Genomic DNA, 16,988 nt, shown 5'->3' on the forward strand with positions numbered 1-16,988 from the left:
ATCAGTGTCTCGGCTTTCAATCAGGAACACACCTGCCTCACACAAACCATCTGACAAGCTCTGCTCACGTGATCGCCGATGCCGCAGCGGTACTCGACCCGGAGGGCCGCGCAGCCCTGGACGAACACATTCGCGACCACCGAGACCAGGTGGTGGGCGCGGGCACCGCTACGTTGCGCAATGTGATCACTGCATGGGTCAGTGCCATCGACTCCGACAGCATCACCGCGCGACGGGACGCCGCGGTAAGGGGCCGGCGGGTGGGGTGCACACCATGCCCGGACGGGATGGCGCGGATCAGCATCACCGCCCCGGTGGAGCAGTGCGCGGCGATCATCGGCGCTTTGCGGGCGCGGGCAGCGCAGGTCATCGCCACCGGGGACCCGGCCGGGCGCAGTCACGGCCAGATCATGACCGACCTCGCCGTCACCCGCCTCACCGGACAGTCGGTGGCAGACGCAGTGCCGTTCACCGTAAGCCTGGTGGTCTCCGATCACACCCTTCTCGCCGGTGGCTCCGGCGCTGCACGCCTGGGGGACGGCACCACCATCCCCGCGGCCCTGGCCCGACGCCTGGTGCACACGTCGGTCCTCGCGCCGCCGGCACCTGGCGCCCCGGATCGGGTGCCGGACCCGCTGCCGATCCTCGAGGACGGCGACCCACCTCGACCGAGTGCACCCGATTACGGAGCCGCCGCCCGCGACGCCCAATTGACCGACCTGCCACCGCAGGGATCGCGACCACCGGAATCAGGACGACGCCCGGCACCGGCGCCAGGATCGCCACTCCCACCGCCACCCTCGTATGTGGCAGAGCTCGACAGCACCGACCCCGAACACCTCACCGACGTGATCTTCGACCTCGTGGGGCACCTCGCCGACCTCACCGCCACCAACGCAGCACTCACCGCCGCCACCACGGAACTGTCGGGGCAGCTCGACCAAGCGCGTGCCCATCTGTCGGGAAACACCACCACCGCATTGCGGCTGATCTACGCCACGCCCACCACCGGGGCACTGACCGCCACCACGTCGAGATCACGCACGTTCCCCACCGCCCTGGCCACCCTGATCGACCTACGTGACGGCGGGATATGCCGAACCCCGTTCTGCGACAATCCCATCGCGCACCACGACCACACCACCCCGCACAGCCACGGCGGACCCACCACGGCCGACAACGGCGGTGGACGCTGCACCACCTGCAACCTCATCAAGGACGCCCCCGGCCTCACCCACCGCACCACGACGGAAGCGGCTTCCGGAACCGGGCGCCACACCATCACCCACGCCACCCCTGGCCACACCTACGTCACCACCGCACCGCCACTGCCCACACCGCTGGCCATCGGAAGCGACCCACTGGGCGGTGATCGGAGCGGGCGAGAGCCCGACCCGGACGCCCACCGCGCACCCGGCTACGCGGTGGCGTGATGGAAGCCGTCAGAACAGAGACCTGGGTCGCACGGCGTTGGCGAGGTCCACCAGGGCGTAGCGGTGACGGCGCGTCTTGGCGGTGCGGGCCAGGGAGCGCAGGGCGGTCTCGGTTCCGGTCCGCAGGCCCTCGCGGGTGAAGGCCACCCCCAACAGGTCACCGTCGAACTCCGGGGTGTGCCCTGCCTCCATCCACTCGAGCGCCGCGCCGAGCACACGGGCGCGCAGTTGCAGGGCGCGAGACTCGCGAGGTGAGAGAGACTCGGTCCGCCGTGCGGCCTCGTGCAGCGACGCCTCCTCGAGATCCGCAGCCGGGCCCGACAGCAGGGACAGCACCCCGGTCATGCGGGCCATCGCGAAGTGGCGGGAGGTCGGCGGCACCTGGTCGAGGGTGATGATGGCGTCGATCACCGCGCCACGCGCACTCTGGCGGCGAGCGAGACCGAATGCGGCACTGATGATTCCGCGATCGGTGCGCCAGATCGCGGCGTAGAGAGCCTCGGCGTCGTCGCCCCACTTGGCCCGCTCGGTCTCGTCGGCGACAGCCCGCTGCGCGGCCAGCTCGGCGGTGGCGGCGAGCGCAAGCTTGGGGGCGATCTCACCGGGCACGGCGTCGAGGACGCGGTCGAACGTCTCGGCGGCGTCGGCGTATCGGCCCGTCAACAACGCCGCCATGCCCCGATGCCAGTCGACCCGCCAGTTCCCGACGACGGAATCGATACGCTGCAGAACGCTGCGCGCGGCCTCCCCCTCGGACAGATCCAGGTACGCGCGGGCCTCGGTGAGTACGGCCTCGATCGAGGCCAGTGCCTGCCCGAGCTGCGGACTGCTCACCACCGACGCGCGCACGTGTGCAAGTTGATCGAGGGTCTGCTCGGGCTCGCTGTGCACTGCTGCACCCATCAGGCGACCCCCCGGTTCGGACGGGTCGATCAGCGGAACCGGCAGCGCCGCAACGGTATCGCGCGTGTTCAGCAGCGGTGAACGCTCGAGCCCGTCGAGGTAGACGTCGGTGGTGGCGATCAACTCGTCGGTGCCGAACGTGGTTCGCTGCGGGGAGAACACGGTGCTCAGGGCGGGATGCGCGTCGCCGGTGTCGGCCGAGAGGATCTCACGCAGCACCCCTGCCATCTGCGCCGCCGCCTCGTCGGCGGAGGTGAACCGTGCAGCGGGATCGGGATCGATGGCGCGCCGAAGCAGTCGACGGAAGAACTCACGCTCGGCCAGCAGCGGATCGTCCGCGGGGAGGCCGTCGAGGTAGCGACCGGCCTCGCTCGGCATGTCCAGGGTGAGCACGGCGAGCGTGCGGCCGACGGTGTAGATGTCCGACGCCACCGTCGGCCCGGTGCTGATGATCTCCGGAGCCTGGTAGCCGGCGGTGCCGTACAGGAAGCCGTAGTCCTCGAGCGCGCACACCGCGCCGAGGTCGATCAGCTTGATCTGATCCTCGGTGACCATCACGTTCTCGGGCTTGAGGTCGTTGTAGGCCAACCCGATCGAATGCAGGTACGCCAGAGCGGGCATCACCTCGAGCATGTAGGCCAGCGCCTGCTCGACGGGCATCGTCGATCCCGACCCGTCGCCGGCGGAGTCGTTCATGATCTCCCGCAGGGTCCGCCCGCCGACGTACTCCATGACGATGTAGCCGGTGCGTGAGCCGTCGGGGCGCGGGTGCTCGACGAAGTTGTAGATCTTGACGATGCCGGGGTGGGTGACCTCGGCCAGGAACTGCCGCTCTGCGACGGCCACCGCGTGGGCCTCCGCGTTGCCGAAGTGCAGCAAACCTTTCAGCACCACCCAGCGATCGGAGACGTTGCGGTCGATCGCGAGGTAGATCCACCCCAACCCGCCGTGTGCGATGCACCCCTGCACCTCGTACTGCCCGGCCACCATCACGCCCGGTTCGAGCAGCGGGGCGAAGTCGAAATGCGTTCCACACCGGTCACATTCGCCGGCCGACTGTGCGGGCTCGTCGCCATGGCTGCGCCCCACCGGCTCCGAGCACTTCCAGCAGAAGCGTTTGCTCTCGGGAACGCGGGGGTCGGCCATCACCGCCTTCGCGGGATCGGCCACCTCCACCTGCGGCACCTCGACGAGGCCGTTGCCCAGGCGGCGGCGTTGTCCCGAGGTGCGTTTGGTGCGTGCCCTACGCATCGGACCCGACGGATTCTCGCGGACCAGGGCGCTGGTCGCCGCCGGGCGCACGGCACCGACGGTCGCGGCGGGGCGCTCGGCACCGACGGTCGCGGCGGGGCGCTCGGTGGCAACGGTCATGGCGGGGCGCTCGGCTGCAACAGTCGCCGCTGGGTCTTCCATCGCCTCGGACCGTCCCGGGTGTCGGTGGTCAGTTCACGTACGTCGGGTACGGCGCGCCCGGGGACTCGCCGAGTACCGACAACCACCGATCGTAGATCCGGTTCCAGGTTCCGTCCGCTCGAATACGTTCGAGCGTGGCGTTGACCTGGCGCACCAGGTCGTCCCGGCCCTTGGTGATCCCGATGCCGTACTGCTCGGCACCGAGGCTGTCACCGACGATCCGCAGGTACGGATCCTGCGCCGCCAGACCCGCCAGGATCGAGTCGTCGGTGCTCACCGCGTCGACCTGCCGCTGCTGCAGCACCACCAGGCAGTCGGCCCACGAGGGCACCGAGACGATCTTGCTGGGCGGGTTGACCTGCGCAATTCGGGCGGCGGACGTGGTTCCCGACGCCACACACACCCGGCGCCCCGGCAGATCGGCGACGCTGTAGATGCCCGAGCCGGTGACGGTGAGGATCCGTTGGTCGGCCTCGAAGTACACGCTCGAGAACGTCACCTGCTGGCGCCGGGCACACGTGACGGACATGGTCTTGGCCACGATGTCGACCTGGCCGGTGGTCAGCGCCGACATGCGGTCCGGTGCGGCGAGGATGCGGAAGTCCAGCCGGTCGGGGTCACCGAACAGATCGCGCGCGATCTCGTGGGCGATGTCGACGTCGAAGCCCTGCACGGCGCCGGTCAGCGGGTCGCGGAAACTGAAGAGGTTGCTGCCGGTGTCGAGCCCCACGATCAGCCGTCCGCGCGCGCGGATGGTGTCGACGTTCGGGGTGCTGCCCGGCGGCGGAGCGGGATCGGGCCGCAGGCTCGCATACGGGTTCCCACAGTCCACCGGGCGGGCGTCGAGCGAGGTGGTCTGATCGCTGTCGAACTCCGTGCCGTCCGGGACGGGTACGGGCGCGGACACCGGCGCGGGCTCGGGTGGCACCTTCGGTGGCGCACTGCACCCGCCCACGAGAACGGCGGCCATCAAGGCCAGCACCGTTCGCCGAAGTCCGGTCCGCGCCGCCATCACAGGTACTCCCGCAATCGGACGGCCAGGCCGCCGGCCAGGGTGAGAATCGACAGCCCGCACAGCACCGACGCACCCACGGCCAGCCCCCGGAGCACGGTGCCCGCCCGCTCGGCCCGTATGCGCAATTGTTCGCGTGCACTGTCGATCTCACGCAGTAACTCGGTGTCGAGGCGAGCGAACACGTCCGCCGAATCACCGGGGTTCGCGCCGACGGCAATGTTGACCGCACCGCTGAAATCACCACGGGCAATCGTGTCGTTCATCCGTGCGTGCGACGAGGTCCACTGGTTGAGCAGGTCGCGGGCGGTGTCGATGTTCGTGGCCGTGACGGAGTCGGCCGCACGGAGATCCTCGAGCGTGCTGGACAGGCCGGAGATCGCGGCGGCGTAGGACGCGTCGTAGTCGGTCAACCCGCCGCGACGCGCTATGCCGATGGTTTCGTCCGAGCGTGCCTGCTGCGCGTAGATGCGGGCGGTGGTGAGCCGGTTCAGCGGCTGCGCGCCGCGGTCGAGTGCCCGTTCGGTGTTGGTGATCGACAGTGCGCCGGCTCCGATGATCCACACCAGCAGACCCACCATCGCGATCGTGGCCAGGGCCAGGCCGGGGTTGATGGTTCGGCGGGTGCGGCGGGCCAGGTACGCCTGCGCCACGACGAGGGAGACGATGGTGACCACGATCAGCGCGAGCGGCCACGGGGCCAGGCGAGTCACCCGTGTCTGGGCGGCGGCCACGTCGGCGGACTTGTCGGAGTGAAGCTTCTCCGCGCGCGGCAGGATGGTGTTCTGCATGAGCGCCGATGCCTCGGCCAGGTAGGCCGATCCCACGGGGTTTCCCAGCCGGTTGTTGGTGCGCGCGGTCTCGATGATGCCCGCGTACACCGGCAGCGCCGCGGCGATCTCGGCCAGACGCGTGCGTGATTCGGAGTCCGTGGAATCCAGACCGTTCGCGGCCCGGACCAGTTCGGTGGACGCGGAGGTGATGGCCGCGGTGTATTGATCGCGGACCGGGCCGGGGTCGAGCCCGCCGGCCAGGAACGCCGTCGACGCGGCCGCGTCGGCGACGGAGAGTTGGCCGTAGAGGTTCTGGGCGGCGTCGGAGAGCGGTTCCGAGCGGGTGAGCACCCCGCCGAGAATGTTCTGCCGACCGGCGACGGTTGCGGTGGTGACGATCGCGGTGGAGATCAGCAGGGCCGCGATGAGAACCCCGATGGCGACCAGACGAGCGGGGGTGGAGGAGAGCAGGGAGGACTCCCGCCCTGCCCGAGCAGTCTCGACGAGAAGCTCGTCCACGGCGGCATCACCCGCGTGCACTGCCACGTCGGCCAGCATAAGCGCTGTTCGGGTGATCTGCGTACGCTCGAGGGATGCAGGGCGACGGGGACGGCTGGGTGGTCGGCGGCGACGGCAGCAGGCACTGGGGACTGCACGGCGCTGCAGGGCTGCTGCTGCGCGCGCCGGGTCCCGACGGCGCGTCGCTGGTGCTGCTCCAACATCGCGCAGCGTGGAGTCACCAGGGCGGGACCTGGGCGCTGCCGGGCGGGGCTCGCGACTCCCACGAGAGCACCGCCGAGGCAGCGGTCCGTGAAGCGTGGGAGGAAGCGGGCATCGCGGCGGACGATCTCATCGTGCGCGCCGAACGCGTCACCGCCAGCGTGCCCAGCGGCTGGTCCTACACCACCGTGTTGGCCGAGGCCGCCGAGGCCCTGGTCACCGTCGCCAACCACGAGAGCACCGATCTGCGGTGGGTGCCCGAGACCGCCGTGCACGAGCTGCTGCTGCACCCGGGGTTCGCATCGTCGTGGCCGGGGTTGCGCAGTACGCCGGTGGACCTGGTGCTCGACACCGACACCGTGGACACCGCGGCGGTGCGCCGGCTGCTCGAGCTCCGGTCGGGTGACTTCGGCTGGGCGCAGCGCGTGATCACCGCCCCGGCGGGGTCGGTGGCGTCCGAGGCCGCGAGCACCGTCGCGCGCGAAGGTGTGAGCGCGGTGGTGGTGATCAGCGCCGACACCGCGATCGCAGCGCACCTACCCGGCGGTGTCGAGTTGCTCGGACCGGCCGCGATCTGACCGTGCCCGATGTCGATGAAGATTGAATGCGCATGAAAAAGTACCCCGGGGGGTATACTGACGTTCGTCAGGAACAGCGGGAGGAGAAGACATGTGTAGAGCGGTGACGTGCAAGAAGTGCGGGAAGACCTCCTGGGCAGGGTGTGGTCGACACGTCCAGCAGGTGATGCGCGGCGTACCGGTATCCGAACGATGCGCTGGGCACGAAGCCGACCCCCGGCGGTCGGGGCTCTTCTCACGCATGTTCTCCAGGACGTAGCCGCCATCACTCTCAGGCGCGGGTTCTGCCTCGCGGTAGGCGGCCCGCCGATTCCTCCGACAACCGGAAGCGAAGGTACTCGTATGCCACACAGGGATGAACTCGACCACTCCGTCCGCTCGGGCAGGACTCGACCCACGCCATGGCAGTGGATCGGGTACTGCTTCGGTCGCGCCCTACCGCCGTCGATGAGCGACTGGGTGGTCAACGATCTGACCGGAGATCGCGCGGTGATCCGACACCTCATCCGTGGCCAGGTGCCGTTCCTGCCGATCTATGCAGCCTTCATGGCCTTCCCCGGTGAACTGTGGCTGCGCGGTTCGATGGTTCTGCTGGCGGTTCTGCTCTCGGTCTTCTTCTCAGCGTCGTACATGGACTCGAACAGGCAGCGACGCCTCGTACGTCATCAGTTGGACCCGGACTTGGCGAACCCGCGCAAGGAGAGAGAGTTGGCGCAGGTCAAAAGCCGTTATCTCGATGCGTACCGTCGGTCCTGACTCAGCGCTACCGGGCCACGGTCACTACCGCAGCGCGCGTGCCGACGGCAGGTGTTCGGCTACCCGGGCAGCCCGGACCGGATCGCGGCCGCCAGATCGCGCGAGGCAACATGCGGGTCGCGCGCGCGGGTGAGCGCCCGGACCACCGCGATGCGGGTGGCCCCGGCGGCCCGCACGGCGTCGAGATTCTCGCCGTCGATCCCACCGATCGCGAACCACGGCCGACTCGGGCGTGACTCCGCGACCTGCCGCACCGTCTCGATACCGGCCGCGGCGCGGCCGGGTTTGGTGGCCGTGGGCCATACCGGACCGCACGCGAAGTAGTCGACACCGTCCTCGGTCTCGGCGAAGGCGGCCTGCGCACGTGAGTGTGTCGAGCGCCCGATCAGCACGTCCGGACCGACGATCCGACGGGCCTGCCGCACCGGCAGATCGCCCTGGCCGAGGTGCAGGATGTCCGCACCCGCGGCGTAGGCGATGTCGGCTCGATCGTTGACCGCCAGCAGCGCTCCGTGGCGGCGGCACGCGGCGGCCAACACCTCGAGTGCAGCCAGTTCGTCCTTGGCCTCGAGCGGACCGAACTGCGCCTCGCCCGGCGAGCCCTTGTCGCGCAGCTGGATCACGTCGACGCCGCCGCTGAGGACCTTCTCCGCGAAGGTCGCCAGATCGCCGATCTCACGTCGCGCGTCGGTGCACAGATAGAGCCGCGCGTCGTCGAGCCGTTCGCGCGCAGTGGCCGGTGTCCTCACACCCGCCGACGGTAGTCTTTGCTGGTGCCCGTCGATAGCTCGGTGACCGTGGTCGGAGCAGGTGTGATCGGTCTCTCGATCGCCTGGCGCGCCGCCGTGGCCGGGTTCGGTGTCACCGTGATGGACCCGGCGGTGGCGTCGGGTGCGTCGCACGTTGCCGGTGGCATGCTGGCACCGCTCTCGGAGGGCTGGCCGGGTGAGGACCATCTGCTCGAGCTGGGCACCCGCGCGCTCGAGTTGTGGCCGGGTTTCGCTGCCGATCTCGGCGACGGTCTCGTCACCGCTCACGGATCGCTGACATGTGCGTTCGACACCGCCGACATCGCCGACATCGAGACCGTCGCCGAATACGTCGGCGGTCGCGGACACCACGTCGAGCTACTCTCCCGCCGGCGCGTTCGTGAGCTCGAACCTGCACTGGCACACACCGTCCGGGGTGCGCTCTACGCACCGGCAGAACTTGCCGTCGACAATCGGGCGGTGCTCGCCGCACTGCTGACCGCGTGCGGTGCCCTGGGGGTGGCGATGGTGCCCCGCCGGGTCGATCCCGCCGAGCTCGACCCCGACGCGCTCGGCGCTCTCGCCGGCGGCGGGCAGGTGGTGCTCGCTGCCGGGTGGGCCACCGCGGCGCTGCGCCCGACGGTGCCGGTGCGCCCGGTCAAGGGCGAGATCCTGCGGGTGCGCGCCCGGCCCGGATCGATGCCGTGGCCCACTCGAACGGTGCGGGCCTCGGTGCACGGTCGCGCGGTGTATCTGGTGCCGCGAGCAGACGGAATGGTCATCGGCGCAACGCAGTACGAGCACGGCGACGACACCGCCGTCACCGTCGCCGGGGTGCGCGACCTGCTGGCCGACGCCGAGCGCCTCTTCCCCGGTCTCGGTGACTACGAGCTGGTCGAGAGCGCGGCCGGGCTGCGGCCGGGAAGCCCCGACAACACCCCGATCGTCGAGCGGGTGAGCGAGCAGGTGATCGTGGCGACCGGCCACGCCCGCAACGGCATGCTGCTCGCTCCCCTCACAGCGGACGCGGTGGTCGGCGATCTCCTCCGACCGGGATCGGTCGCCCCCTACAGGATCCACGACAACGAAAGGTGCACAACATGACTCGAACATCGATCCCGGTGGGCGTGACCGTCAACGGGCAGGAGCACCAGTTCGAGGCGGGCACCACGGTGCGCGTCATGCTGGCCGCGCTGTCGCTGCCCGACAAGGGAATTGCCGTTGCCATCGACGGTGTGGTGCTCACCGCGTGCCGGTGGGACGAGGAACTGACCCGCGGCGCCAGCATCGAGGTGCTGACGGCGGTCCAGGGTGGCTGATCTGCCACCCCTGGTCATCGCCGACCGCAGCTTCACCTCCCGGTTGGTGATGGGCACCGGCGGCGCCGCCAACATGGCTGTGCTCGAGCAGGCCCTCGTCGCGTCGGGCACCGAGTTGACCACGGTGGCGATGCGCCGGGTCGACTCCACCGGCGGCACCGGTGTGCTCGATCTGCTCACCCGCCTGGGTATCGATCCTCTGCCCAACACCGCCGGGTGCCGCGGCGCCGCGGAGGCCGTGCTCACCGCCCGCCTCGCCCGTGAGGCGTTGGGCACGTCGTGGATCAAGCTCGAGGTCATCGCCGACCAGCGCACCCTCCTGCCCGATGCGGTGGAATTGGTCAGGGCCGCAGAAGAACTCGTCGACGACGGGTTCGTGGTGCTGCCGTACACCACCGACGACCCGGTGCTGGCCCGCCGCCTCGAGGACATCGGGTGCGCGGCGGTGATGCCGCTGGGCTCGCCGATCGGCACCGGCCTGGGCATCGCCAACCCGCACAACATCGAGATGATCACCGCCGATGCCGGGGTGCCGGTGATCCTCGACGCGGGCATCGGAACCGCGAGTGACGCGGCGCTGGCCATGGAGTTGGGGTGTTCGGCCGTGCTGCTGGCCACGGCGGTGACGCGGGCGAAGAACCCGCCGCTGATGGCCTCCGCGATGGCGCACGCGGTCCAGGCAGGTCACCAGGCCTACCTGGCAGGGCGGATCCCCAAGCGGTTCTGGGCGCAGGCGTCGTCTCCGGATCTCGACTGACGACCGAGCGGAGGCAACTCGGGTCTGCTCCGCGATCGCCGCGGCCCACATGGTACGTCGTGACCTGCGCTCTCAGGCTGTTCTCACGAGACTGCAACCCGTTCGAGACCCGGCGAGGGTGCGGAGGGTGGTCGGTGTCTGACATCGTTACCGACATGATCGAAGTACGAGGCCTGACCAAGCAGTACGGGCAGAAGAAGGCGGTGGACGACCTCACCTTCAGCGTCAAGCCCGGAATCGTGACCGGATTTCTCGGACCGAACGGCGCCGGGAAGTCGACCACCATGCGGATGATCCTCGGCCTGGACACCCCCACGAAGGGAACGGCGCTGATCGATGGTCTGCCGTACCGCAAGATCAAGCGCCCCCTGCAGACCGTCGGAGCGCTCCTCGACGCCAAGTGGGTTCATCCCAACCGCTCCGCACGCGCTCACCTGCAATGGATGGCCGCGTCCAACAACATCGCCTCCTCCCGCGTGGACGAGGTGCTGCGCCTGGTCGGCCTCACCGAGGTGGCCAAGCAGAACGCCGGCGGATTCTCCCTCGGCATGTCCCAGCGTCTGGGTCTGGCCGGTGCTCTGCTCGGCGATCCCAAGGTGCTGCTCTTCGACGAGCCTGTCAACGGCCTCGATCCCGAGGGCATCGTCTGGATCCGCACCTTCATGCAGCGCCTCGCCGCGGAGGGGCGCACCGTCCTGGTGTCGAGCCACCTGCTCTCGGAGATGGCGCTCACGGCCGAGCACCTGGTGGTGATCGGGCGTGGTCGCCTGGTTGCCGACACCTCGGTCAAGGACTTCGTCGATAGGTCGTCGGACTCCTCGGTGCGAGTGCGCAGCCCGCAGCTCGACGCCCTCCGTGCCGCCGTCACCGCCGCCGGGCTGGCGGTGCACCACCCGGACGATTTCGACCCGACGGCGCCGTCGTTCCTGGTCACCGGCACCACCACCGATGCCGTCGGCAACATTGCCGCCGCGAACTCGATCGCCCTGCACGAGTTGTCGTCGCAGCGCGGATCCCTGGAAGAAGCGTTCATGAAACTGACCGGCGACGACGTGCAGTACCACGGTGACGTGATGGGAGGCGGACTGTGAGCGTGCTGAAGGCGGAACGAATCAAGCTCACCACCACCCGCTCACCCTGGTGGTGCACCGCGATCATCATCGTGCTGGGCCTCGGGCTCGGCGCGATCATCGGCGCGACGTCGAAGTCGTCGCTGACGAGCGCCCAGCAGGACGTGGCCAGCGGCAGAAACCCGGACTTCCAGCCGTTCCTGCCCGACACCGCCGCTGCCGTCTCCGGCGTGTCGGGGTTCGGGGTGCTGGTGCTGATGATCCTGGCTGCACTGGCGGTGACCAGTGAGTACCGCTTCGGCATCATTCGCACCACGTTCCAGGCCGTCCCCAGCCGCACAGCGGTGCTGACCACCAAGGCCGCGCTGATCGGTGTGCTCGGGATCGTCCTCACCGCAGCCCTGTCGTTCGGCGCGTTCTACGTCACCAAGGCCCTCGCCGGACCGGACGCCGGGGTCAACCTGGTGCTCGACACCGAACAGCGCTGGCGCGGGGTGTACTCGGTGCCGATCTACGCGGTGCTGTGCGTGTTCCTGGCCATCGGGGTGGCGGCCCTGCTGCGGCAGTCCGCCGCGGCGATCGCCCTGCTGCTGCTGTGGCCGCTGCTGATCGAGAACCTCTTCGGTCTCTTCGGTGGTTTCGGTCGGGCGGTGCAGCCGTTCCTTCCCTTCCTGAACGCGAACAACTTCCTCGGGCAGGGCGGCGGGGTGAAGTTCCACTGGGGTCCGATCGGTTCTCTCGTGTACTTCGCCGGCTGGGTGGTCGTCGTGTTCGGTGTGGCCCTGGTCGTCGTCAACCGGCGAGACGCCTAGCATTTCGGACATGCCTCCCACCCGTGCCGATCTGCTGGCATGGGTGGCAGGGATAGATCGCTCGTCGCGCGCCATCGAGGTCGCCCGCAGGATTCGCGCGATCCTGCCGGGCGATCCCACCTTCGGCGATCCTCTCTCGACCGCCGGGCCGGGAGCCGCGCGCATGGTCGCGCGGGCCACCGACCGCATCACCGACGAGGGTCGCGCCACCCGGGAGATCAGCCTCGGTGCGCTGCAGGTGTGGCAGTCGCTGCTCGAACGAACCGGCCGGGGGCGCGGCGCCACCGAGACCACCATCGTGTTCACCGACCTGGTCGGGTTCTCGACCTGGTCGCTCGGCGCCGGTGACGAGGACACCCTGCTGCTGCTGCGCCGGGTCGCGGCGGCGATCGAGCCGGCCATGCAGGCCTGCGGCGGCACGATCGTCAAGCGCCTCGGCGACGGCGTGATGGTTGCCTTCGACAGCGCGGATCAGGCGGTGCGCGGCATCGCCCGCGCTCGGGCGGCCCTCGCCGAGGTCGAACTGGACGGGTACACCCCGCGCATGCGGGTCGGCGCGCACACCGGATCGCCGCGTGCCATCGGCTCGGACTGGTTGGGCGTCGACGTCACCGTCGCGGCGCGCGTCATGGCCGCCGGGGGCGACGGGCACCTGATGATCAGCAACGCGACGCTGGCGGCACTGAGCCCGGAACTGCTCACCGAACTGGGCCTGACGGTCAAGCCGTACCGCCGGGGCCTCTTCGCCCCGGCGATGGCCGGTGTGCCCGACGACGTGCGGATCTTCCGCCTGATCTAGCTGCTGGGACCGTTCAGCCGCCACAGTGGTGAGACCGGGCCGTGACCGCCGCCGAGGGGGTAGGCGGCGGCGAGCGAGCGCGTCACCCAGTCCTTGCCGAAGTCGACGGCGTCGGGAACGGTGTGGCCGTGGGCGAGCGCGCAGACGATGGCGGCTCCGAGGGTGTCCCCGCCGCCGTGATCGTGGGTGGTGGCGATGCGCGGGCGCACGTACTCACGGAAGGTGTCCCCGTCGTAGAGGATGTCGGTGCTGGTGGTGGCGCTGCGCAGGTGCCCGCCCTTGACCAGGGCCCACTGGGCACCCATCTCGCGCAGGGCGACGGCCGCGGCGCGTGCGGTGGCGTCGTCGATCACGTCGATGCCGGTGATCAGACGAACCTCGTCGAGGTTGGGTGTGACGAGAGTGGCGCGCGGGATCAGCAGAGTCTTGACCGCTTCGAGAGCCTCGGCGGTCAGCAGCGGGTCGCCGTGCATGGAGGCGCACACCGGGTCGATCAGCAGGGGGATGTCGCGGTCACGTCCGATCCCCATCTCGTCGACCACCGACGCGACGGCCTCGACGATGGCGGTGGAGGCGAGCATCCCGGTCTTGGCGGCGCCGATACCGATGTCGGAGACCACGGCCCGCACCTGACCGGTGACGATGTCGGTGGGGATCTCATGGAATGCGGTGACGCCCAGTGAGTTCTGCACGGTGACGGCGGCGACGGCGACGCACGCATGCACCCCGCACAGGGCCATGGTGCGCGAATCGGCCTGGATTCCGGCGCCCCCGCCCGAGTCGGTACCGGCGATGGTGAGAACGCGACGGGGGGTGACGGCATCTTCGGGCACGGGCAGGGTGATCACCCCGCCGAACCTACCGGGCACCAGTCGGTGAGTACGGGAAATAGTTCGTTGATGAGCGGAGTTCACGACGCTGTGGAATAGTGTCACAGGTCACATTTGTCGAGCGTCATTCTGCAACGAAGGGGTGCGGTGAGCACAGTGATCTCGGATGCCCCGGTGACCGATGTGACCGACAATGCCGACCAGAACCGGTTCGAACTTCGGCTCAACGGCGATCTTGTCGGCATCGTCGGGTACTTCCCGGTCGACCGCACCGATCGGAGCCGTCGACATCCCGTGGTCAGCTTCATGCACGCGGTCATCACCGAGGACTTCGGGCACCGCGGCCTCGCTGCGATCATGGTGCGCCAGTCGCTCGACCGCGCACGGGCATACGGCTGGAAGGTGCGGCCGGTGTGCACGTACGTCCAGCGGTTCGTGGCCGAGAACCCGCAGTACCGAGACCTGATGGAGGCCTGACCGGCGGGGCGGAGCAGGGGTCAGGCGAGTTCGACCACCACGGGCGCGTGATCGCTCGCGCCCTTGCCCTTGCGTTCCTCACGGTCGATCGCGGCGCCCAGCACGCGCTCGGCCAGCGTCGGTGACGCCAGCACGAAATCGATGCGCAGGCCCTGCTTCTTGGGAAAGCGCAGCTGCGTGTAGTCCCAGAACGTGTAGACCCCCGGACCGGGCGTGTGCGGGCGCACCACATCCGCGTACCCGGCCTCCACGATCGCCGAGAACGCCTCGCGCTCGCGCGCCGAGGTGTGGGTCCGGCCCTCGAACAGCGCCGGATCCCACACGTCGTCGTCGGTGGGTGCGACGTTCCAGTCGCCCATCAGCGCCACCTGCGCGGCGGGGTCGGCGGCCAGCCATGATGCGCCCTCGCGGCGCAGTGCCTCGAGCCAGGCGAGCTTGTACTCGTAGTGCGGGTCGGTCAGCTCACGGCCGTTGGGCACGTACAGACTCCAGATTCGCACGCCCCCACACGTCGCGGCGATCGCACGGGCCTCCGGCGGCGGGTCCGCGGCCACGGGCAGGGCCAGCCCGTCCGTCGGCTCGGGCTTGCGGAACCCGGGCTGGCCGTCGAAGGCCACCTGCACGTCCGCCAGACCCACCCGGGAGGCGATGGCCACGCCGTTCCACTGGCTGGTTCCCACATGCGCCACCTCGTAGCCGATGTCGGTGAACCGCTCGTACGGGAACTGAGCGTCCTTGCACTTGGTCTCCTGGATGGCCAGCACGTCGACCTCCGAGCGCACCAGCCAGGCGCTGACGCGGTCGATCCGAGAGCGGATGGAGTTGACGTTCCAGGTGGCAATTCGCACGGGGTCCATCCAACACGATGAACCCGCCCGGCATGCTCACCCCTCGAGCAGGGCTGAGGCGTTCTGCTCGAGCGCGGAGGCATCGTCCTCTTGGAGCGCGGACGCATCGTCCTCCTGGAGCGCGGACGCATTGTCCTCCTGGAGCAGAGCGGAAGCGTTGTCGCGAACGACGGTCAGCAAGGTGGTTTGCAGCAGTTTCTCCACCTGTGCCCGGGAGAGTTTGCGGTGGATCAGCCACTCGCGCCCGCCGGCCGTCGCCAGCTGCCCGTACGCGCGGATGAGTGCGCGCAGTTCGCTCTTGTGCCCGTGCTCGGCCAGTCCGACGGCTTCGAGCACCCGGTCCACGGCCTGGCCCTCGGCGGCGAAGAGGATCTCGTCGATGGCCTCGTCGTCACCGAGTCCGGAGACGCCCGTCGCGCGCAACCAGGTTCCGCCGCGCTCCTCCAGTGAGTCGAGGAACCACTCGACTGCCACCGCGGCACGCTGCTCGAGCGTGCCCGACGACAGCTTGTCCTTCTCGAGCGGCGGCACTGCCGACGCCTGGCGCACCACCTCGAGGTACAGGTCGCGTTTGGTGCCGAAATAGTGATTGATCAGCCCGCGCGCCACCCCGGCCGCCGCGGCGATGTCCGCGGCGGAGACCTCGCTGTAGGTGCGCGTGGAGAACAGCCGGACCGCACACGCGAGCAGCTCCTCGCGTCGGCGGTCCGGCCCGAGGCGCCGCCACCTCGGTTCCTCGGCCGCGGTCACCCCCGCAGCGTTCCGTTCTCGTCGAAGGCAGCCGACTTCCACTCGGGCAGATCGGCGGGCACGCTGAGGGGGAAGTTCGGGGCGCGCTTCTGCAGGAACGACGCAACCCCCTCGTACGCGTCGGGGTTGGAGGCGAGCTTGGAGATCAGCGCCGAGTCGCACAGGTGCGCGGGGTACGGCGAGTCCAGGCCGCTGAGCTGGAACAGCATCTGCCGGACCACGGCCACCGAGACGGGTGAGGTGTTGGCGATGAGGTCGCGCGCCAGGGCGTAGGCCTCGTCGAGCACCTTCTCCGGATCGTGGAGGGCGCTGACCAGACCGGCGGCGAGCGCCTCGTCGGCGCTGATCAGACGGCCGCTGATCAGCCAGTCGGAGGCGGTGCCCATGCCCACCAGACGCGGCAGGTACCAGGTGGAGCCGCCCTCTGGGTAGATCCCGCGGCGGGAGAACACGTAACCGAAGCGCGAGTCCGTCGAGCCCAGTCGGTAGTCGCACGAAAGGATGATCGTCGAGCCGGCGCCTACGGCCGCGCCGCGCAGGGCAGCGATGACGGGCTTGTTGAGCTCGTAGATCTTCTTCGAGCAGCGACCGGCAGGCTCCTGCCAGGCTGTGCCGTCCTCGCCGGTGCCGGTGTCGAACGAGCCGCCCGAGAGGTCGGCCCCCACGCAGAAGTCCTTGCCCGTGCCGGTGAGAACGACCACGCGGACAGCGGTGTCCTCGTCGGCCCTGGTGAGGGCATCGGCGAGTTCGTCGGACATGGTGAGGGTGTAGCCGTTGCGGGCTTCAGGACGATCGAGGCTGATGGTCGCGATGCCGTCCTCGACCTTGTAGGAGATGTCGCTGTAGGAGATGTCGCTGTCGCTGATGTCGCTGGACACGAATGTGGGCCTTTCTGGGCGTAGCTGTTGACCGAGCGCCACCCGATTGTGCACTATTGGCAGGACGCCAACAATAGTGACCGGGGTAACGTGGTCTCGGGATCGGCGGCG

General features: G+C 69.5%; 18 protein-coding genes. 10 read left to right on the forward strand and 8 right to left on the reverse strand.

Annotated features, from left to right (window positions below; genetic code table 11):
* Window positions 1–68: 68 nt before the first annotated feature.
* On the forward strand, window positions 69–1,433 hold the full coding sequence (locus ACY48E_RS14990; protein WP_462873024.1) for an HNH endonuclease: 1,365 nt from the start codon (window positions 69–71) through the stop codon (window positions 1,431–1,433).
* A 9-nt stretch (window positions 1,434–1,442) separates the two neighbouring features.
* On the opposite strand, the gene ACY48E_RS14995 is transcribed toward ACY48E_RS14990, so the two are convergent.
* From ACY48E_RS14995 to ACY48E_RS15005, 3 genes are read right to left on the reverse strand one after another with little or no spacing between them, the layout of a single operon-like run.
* Window positions 1,443–3,749, reverse strand: a complete 2,307-nt coding sequence (locus ACY48E_RS14995) for a serine/threonine-protein kinase (protein WP_462873025.1) — start codon at window positions 3,747–3,749, stop codon at window positions 1,443–1,445.
* Between the two features lie 28 nt (window positions 3,750–3,777).
* A complete protein-coding gene (locus tag ACY48E_RS15000; RefSeq protein ID WP_462873026.1) occupies window positions 3,778–4,761 on the reverse strand; it encodes a glutamate ABC transporter substrate-binding protein in 984 nt (327 codons plus the stop codon).
* The gene (locus ACY48E_RS15005) at window positions 4,761–6,080 is read right to left on the reverse strand and encodes a hypothetical protein (RefSeq protein WP_462873027.1); all 1,320 of its coding nucleotides are present in this window, start codon (window positions 6,078–6,080) and stop codon (window positions 4,761–4,763) included. The genes ACY48E_RS15000 and ACY48E_RS15005 overlap by 1 nt, the downstream gene beginning before the upstream one ends.
* Before the next feature lie 47 nt (window positions 6,081–6,127).
* Between ACY48E_RS15005 and ACY48E_RS15010 the strand changes: the two genes are divergently transcribed.
* Window positions 6,128–6,832, forward strand: coding sequence for an NUDIX hydrolase (locus ACY48E_RS15010; RefSeq protein WP_462873028.1), 705 nt, complete (start codon window positions 6,128–6,130; stop codon window positions 6,830–6,832).
* 342 nt (window positions 6,833–7,174) lie between these two features.
* A complete protein-coding gene (locus tag ACY48E_RS15015) occupies window positions 7,175–7,588 on the forward strand; it encodes a DUF5313 family protein (RefSeq protein ID WP_462873029.1) in 414 nt (137 codons plus the stop codon).
* Window positions 7,589–7,647: 59 nt separating this feature from the next.
* On the opposite strand, the gene thiE is transcribed toward ACY48E_RS15015, so the two are convergent.
* Entirely contained in the window at window positions 7,648–8,337 is a 690-nt protein-coding gene (thiE, locus tag ACY48E_RS15020; protein WP_462873030.1) for a thiamine phosphate synthase, read from the reverse strand.
* Between the two features lie 24 nt (window positions 8,338–8,361).
* On the opposite strand from thiE, the gene thiO reads away from it, so the two are divergent.
* The 6 genes from thiO (at window position 8,362) to ACY48E_RS15050 (ending at window position 13,094) form a co-directional block, all read left to right on the forward strand.
* Complete coding sequence (gene thiO, locus ACY48E_RS15025; RefSeq protein WP_462873031.1) at window positions 8,362–9,441, forward strand: glycine oxidase ThiO; 1,080 nt, start codon at window positions 8,362–8,364, stop codon at window positions 9,439–9,441.
* Window positions 9,438–9,656: a sulfur carrier protein ThiS gene (gene thiS, locus ACY48E_RS15030; RefSeq protein ID WP_462873032.1), complete on the forward strand. Its 219-nt coding sequence runs from the start codon at window positions 9,438–9,440 to the stop codon at window positions 9,654–9,656. Before thiO ends, thiS begins: the two co-directional genes overlap by 4 nt.
* A complete protein-coding gene (thiG, locus tag ACY48E_RS15035) occupies window positions 9,649–10,413 on the forward strand; it encodes a thiazole synthase (protein ID WP_462873033.1) in 765 nt (254 codons plus the stop codon). The genes thiS and thiG overlap by 8 nt, the downstream gene beginning before the upstream one ends.
* Window positions 10,414–10,568: 155 nt before the next feature.
* Window positions 10,569–11,504: an ABC transporter ATP-binding protein gene (locus ACY48E_RS15040; protein WP_462873034.1), complete on the forward strand. Its 936-nt coding sequence runs from the start codon at window positions 10,569–10,571 to the stop codon at window positions 11,502–11,504.
* Window positions 11,501–12,295, forward strand: a complete 795-nt coding sequence (locus tag ACY48E_RS15045; protein ID WP_462873036.1) for an ABC transporter permease — start codon at window positions 11,501–11,503, stop codon at window positions 12,293–12,295. The genes ACY48E_RS15040 and ACY48E_RS15045 overlap by 4 nt, the downstream gene beginning before the upstream one ends.
* 10 nt (window positions 12,296–12,305) lie before the next feature.
* A complete protein-coding gene (locus ACY48E_RS15050) occupies window positions 12,306–13,094 on the forward strand; it encodes an adenylate/guanylate cyclase domain-containing protein (RefSeq protein WP_462873037.1) in 789 nt (262 codons plus the stop codon).
* On the opposite strand, the gene thiD is transcribed toward ACY48E_RS15050, so the two are convergent.
* Entirely contained in the window at window positions 13,091–13,942 is an 852-nt protein-coding gene (gene thiD, locus ACY48E_RS15055; protein ID WP_462873102.1) for a bifunctional hydroxymethylpyrimidine kinase/phosphomethylpyrimidine kinase, read from the reverse strand. The genes ACY48E_RS15050 and thiD overlap by 4 nt on opposite strands.
* Window positions 13,943–14,080: 138 nt before the next feature.
* Here thiD and ACY48E_RS15060 point away from each other — a divergent pair, with 138 nt between their 5' ends.
* Window positions 14,081–14,401 carry a GNAT family N-acetyltransferase gene (locus ACY48E_RS15060; protein WP_462873103.1) on the forward strand — a complete coding sequence of 107 codons (321 nt, stop codon included), beginning with the start codon at window positions 14,081–14,083 and terminating at the stop codon, window positions 14,399–14,401.
* A gap of 20 nt (window positions 14,402–14,421) precedes the next feature.
* Here the strand turns inward: ACY48E_RS15060 and ACY48E_RS15065 are convergent, their stop codons facing one another.
* From ACY48E_RS15065 to ACY48E_RS15075, 3 genes are read right to left on the reverse strand one after another with little or no spacing between them, the layout of a single operon-like run.
* Window positions 14,422–15,249 (reverse strand): exodeoxyribonuclease III, encoded by an 828-nt coding sequence (locus tag ACY48E_RS15065; RefSeq protein WP_462873038.1) that lies wholly within the window; start codon window positions 15,247–15,249, stop codon window positions 14,422–14,424.
* Between the two features lie 36 nt (window positions 15,250–15,285).
* Window positions 15,286–15,999, reverse strand: coding sequence for a TetR/AcrR family transcriptional regulator (locus ACY48E_RS15070; RefSeq protein WP_462873039.1), 714 nt, complete (start codon window positions 15,997–15,999; stop codon window positions 15,286–15,288).
* Window positions 15,996–16,877 (reverse strand): enoyl-CoA hydratase-related protein, encoded by an 882-nt coding sequence (locus tag ACY48E_RS15075; protein ID WP_462873040.1) that lies wholly within the window; start codon window positions 16,875–16,877, stop codon window positions 15,996–15,998. The genes ACY48E_RS15070 and ACY48E_RS15075 overlap by 4 nt, the downstream gene beginning before the upstream one ends.
* Window positions 16,878–16,988 lie beyond the last annotated feature (111 nt).

The sequence above is a fragment of the Rhodococcus sp. AZ1 genome (assembly GCF_054979605.1).